Origin of the sequence: Albimonas marina (assembly GCF_029223255.1) — a bacterium.
Taxonomy (GTDB): domain Bacteria; phylum Pseudomonadota; class Alphaproteobacteria; order Rhodobacterales; family Rhodobacteraceae; genus Albimonas.
This window is the reverse complement of the sequence record NZ_JARHUC010000002.1, coordinates 437,253-451,328: the sequence shown is the minus strand read 5'-3', so window position 1 is coordinate 451,328 and position 14,076 is coordinate 437,253. Positions and strand designations below refer to the sequence as shown.

15 protein-coding genes are annotated in these 14,076 nt (G+C 73.5%); 1 reads left to right on the top strand and 14 read right to left on the bottom strand.

Annotated elements, in window-relative coordinates; all coding sequences use genetic code 11:
• Positions 1-96: 96 nt before the first annotated feature.
• Positions 97-1,389, bottom strand: a complete 1,293-nt coding sequence (locus P2H44_RS05785; RefSeq protein WP_275762503.1) for an NAD(P)/FAD-dependent oxidoreductase — start codon at positions 1,387-1,389, stop codon at positions 97-99.
• Positions 1,390-1,616: 227 nt separating this feature from the next.
• On the bottom strand, positions 1,617-3,008 hold the full coding sequence (locus P2H44_RS05780) for a glutamine synthetase family protein (RefSeq protein ID WP_275762502.1): 1,392 nt from the start codon (positions 3,006-3,008) through the stop codon (positions 1,617-1,619).
• A 136-nt stretch (positions 3,009-3,144) separates the two neighbouring features.
• Between P2H44_RS05780 and P2H44_RS05775 the strand changes: the two genes are divergently transcribed.
• Entirely contained in the window at positions 3,145-3,843 is a 699-nt protein-coding gene (locus P2H44_RS05775; RefSeq protein ID WP_275762501.1) for a type 1 glutamine amidotransferase, read from the top strand.
• A 131-nt stretch (positions 3,844-3,974) separates the two neighbouring features.
• Here the strand turns inward: P2H44_RS05775 and P2H44_RS05770 are convergent, their stop codons facing one another.
• The 12 genes from P2H44_RS05770 to P2H44_RS05715 form a co-directional block, all read right to left on the bottom strand.
• Positions 3,975-4,745, bottom strand: coding sequence for a gamma-glutamylcyclotransferase (locus tag P2H44_RS05770; RefSeq protein ID WP_275762500.1), 771 nt, complete (start codon positions 4,743-4,745; stop codon positions 3,975-3,977).
• Between the two features lie 16 nt (positions 4,746-4,761).
• Positions 4,762-5,124 carry a DMT family protein gene (locus tag P2H44_RS05765; RefSeq protein ID WP_275762499.1) on the bottom strand — a complete coding sequence of 121 codons (363 nt, stop codon included), beginning with the start codon at positions 5,122-5,124 and terminating at the stop codon, positions 4,762-4,764.
• A 69-nt stretch (positions 5,125-5,193) separates the two neighbouring features.
• Entirely contained in the window at positions 5,194-5,958 is a 765-nt protein-coding gene (locus tag P2H44_RS05760) for a 2-keto-4-pentenoate hydratase (protein ID WP_275762498.1), read from the bottom strand.
• A 44-nt stretch (positions 5,959-6,002) separates the two neighbouring features.
• Complete coding sequence (locus P2H44_RS05755; protein WP_275762497.1) at positions 6,003-6,656, bottom strand: glutathione S-transferase family protein; 654 nt, start codon at positions 6,654-6,656, stop codon at positions 6,003-6,005.
• Positions 6,653-7,786: an alpha-hydroxy acid oxidase gene (locus P2H44_RS05750; protein WP_275762496.1), complete on the bottom strand. Its 1,134-nt coding sequence runs from the start codon at positions 7,784-7,786 to the stop codon at positions 6,653-6,655. Before P2H44_RS05750 ends, P2H44_RS05755 begins: the two co-directional genes overlap by 4 nt.
• A 336-nt stretch (positions 7,787-8,122) precedes the next feature.
• A complete protein-coding gene (locus tag P2H44_RS05745; RefSeq protein WP_275762495.1) occupies positions 8,123-9,319 on the bottom strand; it encodes an alpha-D-ribose 1-methylphosphonate 5-triphosphate diphosphatase in 1,197 nt (398 codons plus the stop codon).
• Complete coding sequence (gene phnN, locus P2H44_RS05740; protein ID WP_275762494.1) at positions 9,316-9,927, bottom strand: phosphonate metabolism protein/1,5-bisphosphokinase (PRPP-forming) PhnN; 612 nt, start codon at positions 9,925-9,927, stop codon at positions 9,316-9,318. Before phnN ends, P2H44_RS05745 begins: the two co-directional genes overlap by 4 nt.
• Positions 9,927-10,652 (bottom strand): phosphonate C-P lyase system protein PhnL, encoded by a 726-nt coding sequence (gene phnL / locus P2H44_RS05735; RefSeq protein WP_275762493.1) that lies wholly within the window; start codon positions 10,650-10,652, stop codon positions 9,927-9,929. Before phnL ends, phnN begins: the two co-directional genes overlap by 1 nt.
• Before the next feature lie 235 nt (positions 10,653-10,887).
• Entirely contained in the window at positions 10,888-11,664 is a 777-nt protein-coding gene (gene phnK / locus P2H44_RS05730; protein ID WP_462976262.1) for a phosphonate C-P lyase system protein PhnK, read from the bottom strand.
• A 2-nt stretch (positions 11,665-11,666) separates the two neighbouring features.
• Entirely contained in the window at positions 11,667-12,011 is a 345-nt protein-coding gene (locus tag P2H44_RS05725) for an NIPSNAP family protein (RefSeq protein ID WP_275762491.1), read from the bottom strand.
• Positions 12,008-12,955, bottom strand: coding sequence for an alpha-D-ribose 1-methylphosphonate 5-phosphate C-P-lyase PhnJ (locus P2H44_RS05720; protein ID WP_275762490.1), 948 nt, complete (start codon positions 12,953-12,955; stop codon positions 12,008-12,010). Before P2H44_RS05720 ends, P2H44_RS05725 begins: the two co-directional genes overlap by 4 nt.
• Positions 12,952-14,076 carry a carbon-phosphorus lyase complex subunit gene (locus tag P2H44_RS05715; protein ID WP_275762489.1) on the bottom strand — a complete coding sequence of 375 codons (1,125 nt, stop codon included), beginning with the start codon at positions 14,074-14,076 and terminating at the stop codon, positions 12,952-12,954. The genes P2H44_RS05720 and P2H44_RS05715 overlap by 4 nt, the downstream gene beginning before the upstream one ends.

The window sequence follows — 14,076 nt, the reverse complement described above, 5'->3', positions numbered from 1 at the left end:
GCCCCCGGTCAAGCGCCCCGCGCGGCCCCCGCCCCGGACGCCGCGTCGCGCCCCCGGGGCGCGCGGTCGAGGTGGCGCCCCCCGGGGGGCGACGGATCAGAGCGCGTCGCGCATTCGGGCGAGGAACATCGCCGCCACCAGGATCGGCTGGCGCAGGGCGCCGCGGCCGGGGAAGTTCGGCACCGGCAGCTTGGCCATCACCTCCAGCCGCCGCCGGTCGCCCGCCAGCGCCTCGGACAGCACCGCCCCCGCCAGCGTCGCCAGCGCCACGCCCGAGCCGGAGTAGCCCGAGGCGTTGAACACCCCCGGCCGCAGCTCCCGCCACACCGGCAGGCGGGTGGGCGTGATCGCCAGCGTGCCGCCCCAGGCGTGGGTGATCTTCGCGTCCTCCAGCTGCGGGAACACGTCCAGCATCCGCTTCCTGACGAAGCCCTTGAGGTCTTTGGGGAAGATCCAGCCGTAGCTCTCGCCGCCGCCGAACAGCATCCGGTGATCCTCGGACAGGCGGTAGTAGTTGACCACGAAGCGGGTGTCGGCCACCGCCACGTCGTCCCGGATCAGGGCGCGGGCGCGCCGCTCCCCCAGCGGTTCGGTCGCCAGCACGAAGTTGTTGATCGGCATGACCTTCGCCGCCGCCTCCGGCAGCAGGTCGCCGAGGTAGCCGTTGCAGGCGACGATCACCTGGTCCGCCTTCACCGCGCCGCGCGCGGTGCGGACGGTGGTGCCCTCGATCGCCGTCGCCTCGCTCATCTCGTGGATCGTCGCGCCCGCCGCCAGCGCCGCCCGCCCCAGCCCCCGCGCGAAGGCGAGCGGATGAAGGTGCCCGCCCGACGGCTCCAGCATCCCGCCCGAGACGCCGCGCGCCGCCAGCCGGGCCGAGACCTCCTGCGGCGTCAGGTAGACCGCGTCATGGTCGTAGGTCCTGGCCAGGTGCTCGACATGCTTGCGGGTGTCCGCGTCGAAACGGGCGCGGTGGTTGACGTACATCACGCCGGGCTTCAGGGCGCAGTCGATGCCGTGTCGGGAGACCATCTCGCGGGTGTAGAGCGCGGCGTCGCGCCCGATGACGAACGCCTCGCGCGCCAGCCCCTCGTCCGAGAGGCGCGCGATGGTCTCGGGCCCCACCCGCTGGCCGACCCCGATCTGCCCGCCGTTGCGCCCCGAGGCGCCCCAGCCCGCGCGATGCGCCTCGAGCAGGACCACCCGCGCCCCGCGCTCGGCCAGATGCAGCGCGGTCGAGAGGCCCGTGAAGCCCCCCCCGATCACGCAGACGTCGGCGCGGACCTCCCCCTCCAGCGGCGGCTGTTCGGGGAAGGGGGCGACGGAGGCGGCGTACCAGCTCGGGGGCAGGGCGCCGGGGGCCTCGTTGGCATAGAGCAGGTTCTTCATCAAATCCTTCCCGAAACGGTCGGCGCGGGGCCGGGCCGGGGGCCCGGCCGCCCCCCTGTCCGGCGGCTCCCGCCCGCCCTCCCCGCCGCCGGACAGGGGGGCGGGGCGCAGGCCGGCGCCGGTGCGCGGCCGGCCGCGGGCGCCGCGCCGGGCGCGACGGCGAGGGCCGCGGGCACGCGCAGCGTGGGGCGCGGATGCGGAAGGGGGCCGCAGGGCGCGGCCCCGCCTCAGACGTTCAGCAGCAGGTGCTCGCGCTCCCACGGGCTGATGACGGTCATGAACTGATCGTACTCGAACTGCTTCAGCGTCGCGTAGATCTTCACGAAGTCCTCGCCCAGCAGCGCGGTCAGCGGCGCGCAGCCCTGCAGCAGGTCCACCGCCTCGAGCAGCGAATAGGGCAGGTCGCGCTCGTTGTCGTAGGCGCCGCCGGTCACCGCCGGGCGCGGCTCCACCGCCTCGACCATGCCGAGGAACCCCGCCGCGAGCGAGCCCGCGAGCGCCAGGTACGGGTTCGCGTCCGCCCCCGTCACCCGGTTCTCCACCCGCCGCGCCTTCGGATCGGAGCGCGGCGCGCGCAGCCCGGTCGAGCGGTTGTCGTAGCCCCACTCCAGGTTCACCGGGGCGGACATGTACTTCACCATCCGCCGGTAGGAGTTCACGTAGGGCGCCGACAGGGCCGAGCAGGCCGGCAGGTACTTCTGCTGCCCGCCGATGAAATGCCCGAACAGGGGCGAGGGCTCCCCGTCCTCGGCGGTGAAGATGTTGCGCCCCTCGCGGTCCAGGACCGACTGGTGCACGTGCATCGCCGATCCCGGCTGGCGCGCCATCGGCTTGGCCATGAACGTCGCGTAGGAGCCGCAGCGCAGCGCCGCCTCGCGGATCAGCCGCTTGAACAGGAACACCTGGTCCGCGAGCTTCATCGCGTCCCCGTGCATCATGTTCACCTCGAGCTGGGCGGCGCCGGCCTCCTGGATGATCGTGTCGATCTCCAGCCCCTGCGCCTCGGCGTAGTCGTAGATGTGCTCGATGACCGAGTCGTACTCGTCCACCGCCGACAGCGAGAACGCCTGGGAGCCGGTCGACTGGCGGCCCGAGCGGCCCACGGGCGGCTCCAGCGGGTAATCGGGGTCGGTGTTTGGCTTGGTGAGGTAGAACTCCAGCTCCGGCGCCACCACCGGCGTCCAGCCCTTCGCCTCGTAGGCGCGCAGCACCCGGCGCAGCACCTCGCGGGGCGCGAAGGGGATCGGCACGCCGTGGCGGTCGACCACGTCGTGGATGATCTGCAGGCTGGGGTCGCCCGCCCAGGGCACGGCGCGGGCGGTGGTGAGGTCCGGCGTCAGGGTGATGTCGCCGTCCGAGTAGAGCTCGGGGTGGTCGACGTCGGCGTACTCGCCGGTGATGCCCGCGAAATAGATCGAGACGGGCAGGCGAATCTCGCTTTCGCGCAGGAACTTGGCGGCGGGCATCACCTTGCCGCGGGCGATGCCGGCGAAGTCGGGGGTGACGCACTCGATCTCGTCGACCCGGTGGGCGCGGATCCAGTCGCGCAGGGATTCGAGATCCGGCGAGGCGAGGTCGGGCGAGACCGAGAGCGAGATCTCGGGCGTGAGCTTGGTCATGAAATCCGGTCCGAGGGTTCGGGTCCGCGTGAAGGCGGCGCCCATGACGTCCCCCGGTTCGTCCGGGGCTTTCGCAGGCGCGACGAACCCCTATATTGCCCGCCTTGACGACGAAGGAAAGCGGACAGGAGCACCCATGCGCATCGGCATCCTCGAGACCGGCTTCCCGCCGCGCGAGCTGCAGGAGGCCCACGGGACCTATCCCGACATGTTCGCGAAGCTGCTGGCGGGCCACGGATTCGAGTTCAAGGCGTATCCCGTCCTGAAGGACGTCTTCCCCGAGGGCCCCCACGACGCGGACGGCTGGCTGATCACCGGCTCGCGCTTCGGCGTCTACGAGGACGAGCCCTGGATCGCCCGCTCGCTGGAGCTGGTGCGCGAGATCGCGGCGGCGAAGGTTCCGATGGTCGGCATCTGCTTCGGCCACCAGCTGATGGCCCAGGCGCTGGGCGGCCATGTCGAGAAATCCGACCGCGGCTGGGGCCTCGGCCCCGTCGACTACCGCGACCTCGAGACCGGCGAGCCGATGAAGATCATCGCCGTCCACCAGGACCAGGTGGTCAGGCAGCCCCCCGCCACCACGGTGATCGCCGAGACCGACCACTGCCCCTTCGCCGGCCTCGCCTGGCAGGAGATCCCGGCGATCTCCTGGCAGCCGCACCCGGAGATGAGCCCCGCCTTCACGACCCAGCTGATCGAGATGCGCCGCGGCGTGACCTACGACGACGCGCTCGCCGACGCGGCGCTGGCGCGGATGGGCGAGACGCTGACCTCCCCCGCGCTCGGCCGGCGCATCGCCCGGTTCTTCAAGGAAAGCGCCAAGGTCGAAGCCTGAGGCGCCCGCGGCCGGGCGCATCGCACGGCGCCGGGGCGCGCCCCCGTAGGGCGCATTTCAATGCGCCGTCACGCGCCCCGTCCCCGCCGTCGCGCCCGCCTTGGACGGGGGACGGCGCATCGAGATGCGCCCTACGCGGTTTCCCCGGCCGCGGCGCGCACCATCGCCAGCAGCTCCATCATCTCGGGATCCTCGATCCCCAGGGCGTGGAGGCTGTCGAGCAGGTTCTCGAGGTATTCCCGGTTGGTGCCCAGCCGCCCCTCGGCGGTGGCGATCCGCTTCGCCCGCTCGGCGCGGGGCAGGAACACGAAGCGGTCGTTGGCGCGGTCGGCCAGGAAGCAGATCGCCTCGACCTCGCCCTGCGGGGTCTGCACCGGCAGGAAGGCGGGGATGTAGGCGCCGGTGATCATCTCGCGCATCCACATGATGCGCGTCTCCTCGTCGGCGACCTCGCCGGGCAGGCGCATCGCCACCCCCTCGCAGCCATGGCCGGGGTCGGCGTCGAGCGCGGCCATCAGCCCGGGGCATTCCGGGCTGCCGCGGCCGCCTTCGAGATGCATGCAGAAGCTGCGCCGGAACCCCTCCAGCCGGCCGCGGCGGAACTCCGCCACCCGCACCGCCGGGTCCCAGATCAGCGAGCCGTAGCCGAACACCCACAGGTCCTCGCCCTCGCGCCCGCGCAGCAGGTCGCGCCGGCTCGCCTCCCGCTCGGCTTCCGTCCAGCGCCAGGCGGTCGGCTCGCGCCCCGCTTCGGCCTCGGCCGCGTCCAGCTCGTGGATCCATTCCTCCATCCGCCGGAAGCGGGAGGTCAGCGGATCCTGCACCCGCCCGCGCAGGGCGGGCATGTGGCGGTAGGCGTGATCGGGAATGGCGGGCGAGGGCGCGTCTGCGGGATCGTTCATCGGCCGGACCCTGCCTTCACGGCTTGAGGAAGACAAGCGCCGCGCCCCCCGCGATCAGCGCGAAGCCCAAGAGCTGCGAGGGCGCCAGCCCCTCCTTGAGATAGGTGGCCGAGAACACCACGAACACCGAGAAGGTGATCACCTCCTGCATCGTCTTGAGCTGGGCGGCCGAATAGACCGCGTGCCCCAGCCGGTTCGCCGGCACCGCGATGCAGTATTCGAAGAAGGCGATCCCCCAGCTGATCAGCACCACGCCCCACAGCGGCGCGGTCGGGAACTTCAGGTGCCCGTACCAGGCGAAGGTCATGAACACGTTGGAGGCCACCAGCATCAGCGGCGGCAGCACCCAGGCCCAGAGAGAGGGAGAGGCGGCGAGCATCGGGGACGTCCGGCGGCGAGGGGGGCGATCCCCCGCCGCGCGCGCCGCGCCCGCGCGGCGGGGAGGGCGTCAGGCTATCGTGAATTCCACCGCGCCCATGGCGCCGAGTTCGAAACGCATCGTCGCAGGGGCGGGGATCGGCGTGGGCGGCAGATGCGCGCCCAGCAGCAGCACCTCGCCCGCCTTCGGCGTGATCCCCAGCGCGTTGAAGCGGTTGGCGAGGAACGCGACCGAGGTCAGCGGGTCCATCGGCGCGGCCCCGGCCTTGTCCAGCATCACCTCTCCGTTGCAGGTGACGACCGAGCGCAGCGCCGACGGATCGACGTCGTGGGGCGCAAGCCCCGGCCCCCCGATCACGATCCCCCGGTTGTTGATGTTCTGCGCCAGGATCGAGAACGGCGCGGCCTTCGCCATGCCGCGGGTGTCCAGCAGCTCGAACGCCGGCGCCAGCCGCTCGACCGCCTCGATCACCGAGGCGCGGTCGTGCCCATGCTCGCGCGGGGCGAGGTCGGCCTTCAGGATCGCGCAGATCTCGGGCTCGATGGCGAAGGTGTGGAAATCGGAGGCCGAGAGAGTCGCGGGGGAGCGGCGCACCAGGTCGGCGCAGATGCAGGCGGCGCCCGGCTCGCTCAGCCCCATCGCGTCCATCTGGGCGGCGGTGTTCCAGGCGATCTTGCGCCCGCCGATCCCGCCATGGGCGGCGGCGAGACGCTCGACCACCTGCGCCTGCAGGGCGTAGGCCTCGACCAGGCTCTGCGGGGCCGAGGCGCCCAGGTCGTCGAAGGGCGCGCGGGCCATGATCGCGTCGGCGATGCGGGCGGCTTGATCGGTCATCCGGGGTCCTCCGGTCGGGGATGCAGGGGGCGTGCGAGAGGGGGTCAGGCGCGGAACCCGGCCATCCAGCCCTCCATCGCCTCGCGGTGAAGGGCGAGGGATCGGGCCACGGCGGGCAGGGTCGAGACCTGGGCGCACCAGTCCTCGATCCGCGGGGGCGGGCGCAGGGGGCGCTCCATCTCCGCACCCAGCATCGCGCCCATCTGCAGCGTGCAGGGATAGGCGAGATCGGCGAGCGTCGGGGCCTCCCCCGCCAGCACCGCCGCGGGCGCGTCGAGCTGGTCGAGCCGCTCCAGCGCCGCCTCGATCCCCGCGCAGGCGGCCTCGACGGCCTCGCGCTCCGCCCGCCAGTCGCGCTTGACCAGCGGGAACAGCGCGCGGACCGAGGCCTCGACGCGGGTGTCGTGGAACCCCAGCAGCGCCCGCACCCGGGCGCGGGCGAAGGGCTCGGCGGGCATCAGGCGCGGCTCGGGGGCGATCTCGTCCAGCAGCTCCATCATCGCGTTGGAATCGTGGAACGGCGTGCCGTCGATCACCATCCCCGGCACCGAGCCCGCGGGGACCAGCTTGCGGTACGCCTCCGACCCGTAGCCGCCGGGCGGGGGAACCTCCTCGAACGCCAGGCCCTTCATGTCCAGCACGATGCGAACCTTCGCCACGAAGGCCGAGACGCCGATGCCGTAGAGGGTGATGTTCACGCCAGCCGTTCCCTGAGTTCGTCGAGGCGATGGCAGCCGAGCTGGGCCATGACGTTCTCCAGCTCGTCGCGCAGGATCGCCTCGGCATGGGCGGCGCCCGGCGCGCCCATCGCGGCGACGCCCCACACGAAGCCCCGGCCGAGAAAGCACATCTTCGCCCCCAGGGCCACCGCGCGGGCGACGTCGGCGCCCGAGTTGATGCCCGAGTCGAAGATGATCTCGGCCCGCGAGCCCACCGCCTCGGCGATGCCCGGCAGCGCGTCGATCGAGGCCGCCCCGATGTCGAGCTGCCGCCCCCCGTGGTTCGAGACCCAGATCGCGTCCGCCCCAATCTCGACCAGCCGCTCGGCGTCCTCGGGATGCATCACGCCCTTCACGATGAAGGTGCCGGGCCACAGGTCGCGGATCTCGGCCACGCCCTCGGGCGTCAGGTCGAAGGCGAGGTTCTTGGCGGTGAACTCCGCCATCTTGGTCATGTCGCCCGACGGCACGTAGGGCGCGAGCGTGCGCATCGTCGGCACGCCCCGCTTCCAGGTCGCCAGCGCCCAGGCAGGCCGGCTCAGCACGTCGGCGATCAGCCGCGGCGTGGTCTTCGGCGGCATCCCCACCCCCGCGCGCCGCTGCCGCTCGCGCCGCGACGAGCGCGGAATGTCGAGCGTCAGCACCAGCGCCTTCGCGCCCGCGTCCTCGGCCCGCTTGATCAGCTCGCGCCGGGCGTCGGCATGGGTGGGGGGGTAGAGCTGGAACCAGAAGTCGGGATTGACCTTGGCGATGTCCTCCAGGCTCTCGCCCGCGACGGTGGACAGGCAGTAGGGGATGCCCCTGTCGCGGGCCATGGCGGCCAGCGCCTTCTCGATCCCCGGCCACATCAGGCTCTGCAGCCCCACGGGCGCCACGCCGAAGGGCGCGGTCCACTCGCGGCCCAGCAGGGGCGCGGCGGTGCTGGGGTGGCGGGCGCCGCGCATCATGCGCGGCACCATGACCACCGCGTCCATCCGCTCGCGGTTGCGCTTCAGCGCGGTCTCGGCGCCGGTGCCGCTGTCCAGGAACTCCCACGCCACGCGGGGCATCCGTCGGCGCGCGCGGCGGCGCAGGTCTTCCATCGAGACCAGTCTGTCGGTGTCGGTCATGGTCTTCCTCCCGCGCGCAGCAAGCCCCGCCGCGCAGGAGCGGTCAAGGTCGCCCGAACGGAACCCTCGCCCCCGACCGCCGGCAAGGGGAGCCGCCGCAACGCGGACGGCCCCGAGCGCCGCCTCGCCGCCCCGGGATCCTCCGGCCCGCGAGGAGGCACGAGGCCCCGATCACGCGACCCCGGACCCGCGCAGACCGGGCCGGCGAAGCCCGACCGCCGCCCCATCGCCCCCAGGCGCCGCCCGAAGGTCGGATCGGCCGCCGGCGTCGGCGCCGCGCCGCGGGGACCTGGCCCCGGCCCGGGGTCCGGCCCCAGGAGGCTCGGGCGCCGGTCCTCAGACCCGGCGCCCCTCCACCCACATCCCCCGCACCACCGGCGCGGCATGGTCGACGCAGACCCGCACCAGGTCGGCGCGCAGGCCCGGCGCGATCTCGCCCCGGTCGTCGAGCCCCGTGGCGCGGGCGGGCGCGCGGGTGACCGTGGCGAAGCCCTTCGCCATGTCCCCCGTCATCTCCCCCAGCTTCGCCGCCGCCATCAGCAGCGAGCTCGGCACGTAGTCCGAGCTCAGGATGTCCAGCAGCCCCTCCGCCGCCAGGTCCGCCGCCGCCACGTTCCCCGAATGCGAGCCGCCGCGAAGCAGGTTCGGCGCCCCCATCATCACCGCGATCCCGTGCGCGCGGCAGGCGCGCGCGGCCTCGAGGGTGGTGGGGAACTCGGCGATGCGCGCGCCATGGGCGGCCGAGGCCTCGACATGCGCCACGTCGGTGTCGTCGTGGCTCGCCAGCGTCGCCCCCCAGGCGCGGGCGGCCGCCACCGCCTCGGCCTCGTGGCTCGACGAGACGCGCAGGCTCAGCTCGCCCAGGAACTGCATGTACTCGTCGAACTCGGCCTGGGTCCGGCCATGCTTGCCCATGTGGTACTTCTTCAGCTGGTCGATGTCGCGGAACTGCCGGAAGCCCGGCGTGTGGTCCATCAGCGACACGATCCGCACCCCGTCCTCGGGCCCGAACTCCGCCAGCTCCTGCGCCAGCGTCTCCGAGCAGATCTCGGCGCGCAGGTGCAGCAGGTGGGTGATCTTCAGCGCGCCGCGCCCCTTCAGCGTCTTGATCGCGTCCGTCGCCTCGCGCGCATAGGCCCCGAAGGCGGCCTTGTCGAAGCTGGCGACCGAGCCCACGCGGATCGCGTCGAAGACGGTGGCGATGCCGGTCGAGGCGAGCTCGGCGTCATGGGCGATCACCGCCGCCTCCCGCGGCCAGTGCACGCCGGGGCGGGGCTGGCAGTGCCGCTCGAGGTTGTCGGTGTGCAGCTCGATCAGCCCGGGGACGAGCAGGTCGCCCCCCATGTCCTCGCCCGCGCGGGCGGGGCCGGGCTCGATGGCGGCGATGCGCCCGTCGCGGATCAGGACCGAGCCCGCGACGACCTCGTCCGCCAGCACCAGGCGGGCGTTGGTCAGCACGGTCTCGGCCGCGCCCGGCCGGGCGGCGGCGGAGGGGTCGGGAGCGGCTTGGGCGGGGGCGTCGGCGAGGGTCATGCGGGGCTCCGGCTGAGGGGGGCGTCGGACGGTCCGGCGGAGGAAAGGCGGGCGTCGGAGGAACGGGCGGGCGCCGGCGCGGGCGCCAGCGCGGCCAGGAAGGCGTCGCGGGCGGGGGCCAGCGCGCCGCCGTTGTCGATCACGTGCACGTCCGCCCCCTCCGGCAGGGCGGGCGGGGCGCGGCGCAGGCGGGCGGCGATCTCGGCCTCGGTCTCGCGGCCGCGCCCGGCCATGCGGCGGGCGCGCACCTCGGGCGCCGCGGTCAGCGCCAGCACCCGCAGGGGGGCGTAGCGGTTGCGCGCCTCGGCCACCACCGCGCGGGAGACGTTGACCACCACGCCCCGGCCCGCGGCCAGCGCCGTCTCGACCGCGGCGGGGATGCCGTAGCTCAGCCCGTGGGCGCGCCAGCTCAGCGCGAACTCGCCCAGCGAATCCCGCCGCGCGAACTCCATCGCCGAGACGGGCTCGTGGTCCTCCCCCGGCCCCGCGGGGCGGGTGACCACGCGGGTGGGGAACATCAGGTCCGGGCGCGCGGCGCGGGCCGCGTCGATCAGCGTGTCCTTGCCCACGCCCGAGGGGCCGACCACCAGGTGCAGGGTCCCGCGCATCACGCGGCCTCCGACCAAGGATCGGACCGGCGTTCGGGCCGCGGCTCGGGCCCGCGCGGCGCGAAGGCCGAGACGTCGACCTCCCGGTCGCAGACCTCGGCGCGCGCGGCGGCGTCGTGGAAGATGCCCAGGATCGCCGCGCCGCCCGCCTTCGCCTCGCGGATCAGGTCCAGCACCACGCCCCGGTTCACCGGGTCGAGCGAGGCGGTGGGCTCGTCGAGCAGCAGCGCCGGGCAGGGGCGGGCGAAGCCGCGGGCGATGTTCACCCGCTGCTGCTCCCCGCCCGAGAAGGTCATGGGCGAGAGGCTCCATAGCCGCTCCGGCACGTTCAGGCGCGCCAGCAGCTCGGCCGCCCGCGCCTCGGCCTCCGCGCGGGGGCGGCCCTGGGCGAGCAGCGGCTCGGCCACGACCTCCAGCGTCGGCACCCGCGGGACCACCCGCAGGAACTGGGAGACGTAGCCCAGCGTGCCCCGGCGCAGGGCCAGGATCTCGCGCGGGCTCGCGGCCGCGACGTCGAGGCCGCCGACCCGGATCGAGCCGGAGGCCGCGAGGTAGTTGCCCCAGACCATGCGCAGCAGCGTCGACTTGCCCGCGCCCGAGGGGCCGGCCAGCGCCACGCATTCGCCGGGCGCGACCCGGAAGCTCGCATGCTCGATCACCGGCAGCACCTGGCCGCCCTGGACGTGGAGGGTGAAGGTCTTGGAGACGTCGGTCAGCTCGATCATGTCCGGGTCCTCGGGTCGGTCGGGACGGCGCTCGCGCCGGGCTGCGCCCGCCTCTCGCCCGCCCGCCGACCCCGTCGCGGGGCGCGGGCGGGACAGGCGGCGGCGGGCGGGGCCGCCGGCGGCGGGGTCGGCGGGCGGGCGGCGCCGGCGCGCAGCGCCCGGCAAGCGCCGTCCCGCCGGCCCCCGCCTTGCGGAAAATCCCTGCCGGCGCAGGGCGCTATGTTTTCGATACCGCTCATGCCTGGAGCACCGAGCTGACCAGGAGCTGCGTGTAGGCGTGCTGCGGATCGTCCAGGACCTGGTCCGTCAGCCCGGTCTCGACCACCCGCCCCCCCTTCATCACCATCAGCCGGTCCGCCAGCAGGCGCACCACCGCGAGGTCGTGGGTGACGATGATCGCCGACAGGCCCAGCTCGCGCACCAGCCCCCGGATCAGGTCCAGCAGCCGCGCCTGCACCGAGACGTCGAGGCCCCCCGTCGGCTCGTCCATGAACACCAGCCGCGGCCCGGTCACCAGGTTGCGCGCGATCTGCAGGCGCTGCTGCATCCCGCCCGAGAAGGCGGCGGGGCGGTCGTCGATCCGCTCGGCCGCGATCTCGACCTTGCCCAGCCAGTCCGTCGCGCTCTCGCGGATCGCGCCGTAGTTCCGCGCGCCCACGGCCATCAGCCGCTCGCCCACGTTGGCGCCGGCCGAGACGGTCATGCGCAGCCCGTCGCGGGGGTTCTGGTGGACGAAGGCCCAGTCGGTGCGCATCAGCATCCGCCGCCGCGGCTCCGACAGCTCGCGCACGTCCACCGGGCCGAGGTCGCGGGTCGCGTAGCGCACCCGGCCCTCGTCCGGCTCCAGGTGGCCCGAGATGCACGACAGCAGGGTGGATTTCCCGCTGCCGCTCTCGCCCACGATCCCCAGCACCTCGCCGGGCCACAGGTCGAAGGAGACGTCGGCGCAGCCGATCCGCGCGCCGTAGCGCCGGGTCAGGCCCTCGACCGAGAACAGGGGGGCGTCGGACATGGTCATCGCTCCAGCGCGGCGGAATATTCGACCGGAACCAGCGTCCGGTCGAAATTGCCCAGCACCATCGGCCCATGCTCGGCCGAGGTGCGTCTCTTGATCTCCGCCCATTCCTCGAGCGCCATGAACGCCGCCCATTTCGCATCCATCTCCGCCTCGTCCTCCCAGGCGAGCAGGTAGACGAAGTTCAGCTCGTCCTCGCCGCGGGGGCGGCGGTCCTCCTCCCACATCGCCAGGATCCGGAACCCCTGCGCGCGCATCAGCCGGGCGGCGTGGTCGCGAAAGCGCGCGTGGAAGGCCTCGCGGGCCTGCGGGTCGATGCGGTAGACGCGCAGCTGGTTGATCATGCGGGCTCTCCCTCGGGCGCGGAGGCAGGCGCGCCCTGCGCGCCGACATGGCCCGCCTCGCGCCGCGTGCGGCAATGGTCGGTGTCCGAGCACACGAACATGCGCCCGCCCGCGTCGTCCACGATCACCTCGTCGAGATAGACGCCCGCGGCGTCGCACAGCGCGCAGACCTCCTTCGCCCCGCCCGGATCGAAGGGATGGTCCTCGAAATCGAGGCTGACCACCTCCGTCCACGGCGGGATCGCGTAGATCCGCTGCTCCCGCCCCGCGCCGAAGAGCTGCAGGGCCGGCGAGTTCGACAGCTTCGGATTGTCGAACTTCGGGATCGGCGAGGGGTCCATCACGTAGCGCCCCTCCACCTTCGCCGGATAGGCGTAGGCGGTCGCGATATGCCCGTGGCGCGCGATGTCCTCGTAGAGCTTCACATGCATCAGCCCGTATTCCTCGAGCGCATGCATCTTGCGCGTCTCGGTCTCCCGCGGCTCCAGGAAGCGCAGCGGCTCGGGGATCGGCACCTGGTAGACCAGCACCTGGCCCTCGGTCAGCGGCGTCTCGGGGATCCGGTGGCGGGTCTGGATGACGGTGGCCTCGGCCGTCGCCTCGCTCGTCGCCACCCCCGCCACCCGCTGGAAGAACTTGCGGATGGAGACGGCGTTGGTGGTGTCGTCGGCGCCCTGGTCGATGACCTTCAGCACGTCCTCGGGCGTCAGCGTCGCCGCCGTCACCTGCACGCCCCCGGTGCCCCAGCCGTAGGGCATCGGCATCTCGCGGCTGGCGAAGGGCACCTGGTAGCCCGGGATCGACACCGCCTTCAGCAGCGCCCGGCGGATCATCCGCTTGGTCTGCTCGTCGAGATAGGCGAAGTTGTAGTCGGGATCGTAGGCCTGCGCCGGCGTCGCATGGGCGCCGCCTGACCGGGCGGGGATCGTCGCGGGCCCGCTCATTCCGCAGCCTCCTTCGCGGCTTGCGCCTCGGCCTCGGCGGCCGCCCCGGCCGCCTCCCGCCTCAGCGTCCGGATCAGCTCCAGCTCGGCCTGGAAATCCACGTAGTGGGGCAGCTTGATGTGCTCGAGGAACCCCGTCGCCTGGATGTTGTCGCAGTGGCTGAGCACGAATTCCTCGTCCTGCGCAGGCGCGCCCACGTCGTCCTCGCCCAGCTCCTTCCAGCGCATCGCCCGGTCCACCAGCGCCATCGAGATCGCCTTGCGCTCGCAATGGCCCAGCGTCAGGCCGTAGCCGCGGGTGAACTGCGCGGGCTCGGTGCGCGAGCCGGTGAACTGGTTCACCGTCTCGCATTCCGTCAGCTCCACCTCGCCGATCTCCACGGCGAAGCCGAGCTCCGGGATCTCCGCCTCCACCGCGACCACGCCCACCCGAAGCTCCCCCACGAAGGGGTGGTTGCGCCCGTAGCCGCGCTGGGTCGAGTAGGCGAGCGACAGCGTGAACCCCTCGTCCGCCCGCGCCAGCGCCTGCAGCCGCAACGCCCGGTCGGCGGGGAAGGCCAGCGGCTGGCGGGTCAGGTCCGGGGGCGCGGCCTCGCCCCCGGGCTCGGACTGCAGCAGGCCCTCGGCGTCCAGGAACTCCGCGATATGGGGCGTGCGCCCGGCCAGCGGCTCGGCCTGCGGGGCCTGCGGCGCCGCGCCCTCCGCCGCCTCGCCTTCCGCCGCCAGCGCGAAATCGATCAGCCGGTGGGTGTAGTCGAAGGTCGGCCCCAGCACCTGCCCCCCCGGCGCGTCCTTGAAGGTCGCCGAGACCCTGCGCGAGACCGCCATGGCCGAGGTCTCCAGCGGGACCGAGGCGCCGAAGCGCGGCAGCGTGGTGCGGTAGGCCCGGATCAGGAAGATCGCCTCGATCAGGTCGCCCCGCGCCTGCTTGATCGCCAGCGCCGCCAGGTCGGGATCGTGCAGCGAGCCCTCGGCCATCACCCGGTTCACCGCCAGAGTCATCTGCTCGCGGATCTGGGGGATCGTGAGCTCGGGCACCGAGACGTCGCCGCGGCGCGCCTCCGCCAGCCAGGCGTGGGCGTTGTCGATCGCCCGCTCGCCGCCCTTCACGGCCACATACAT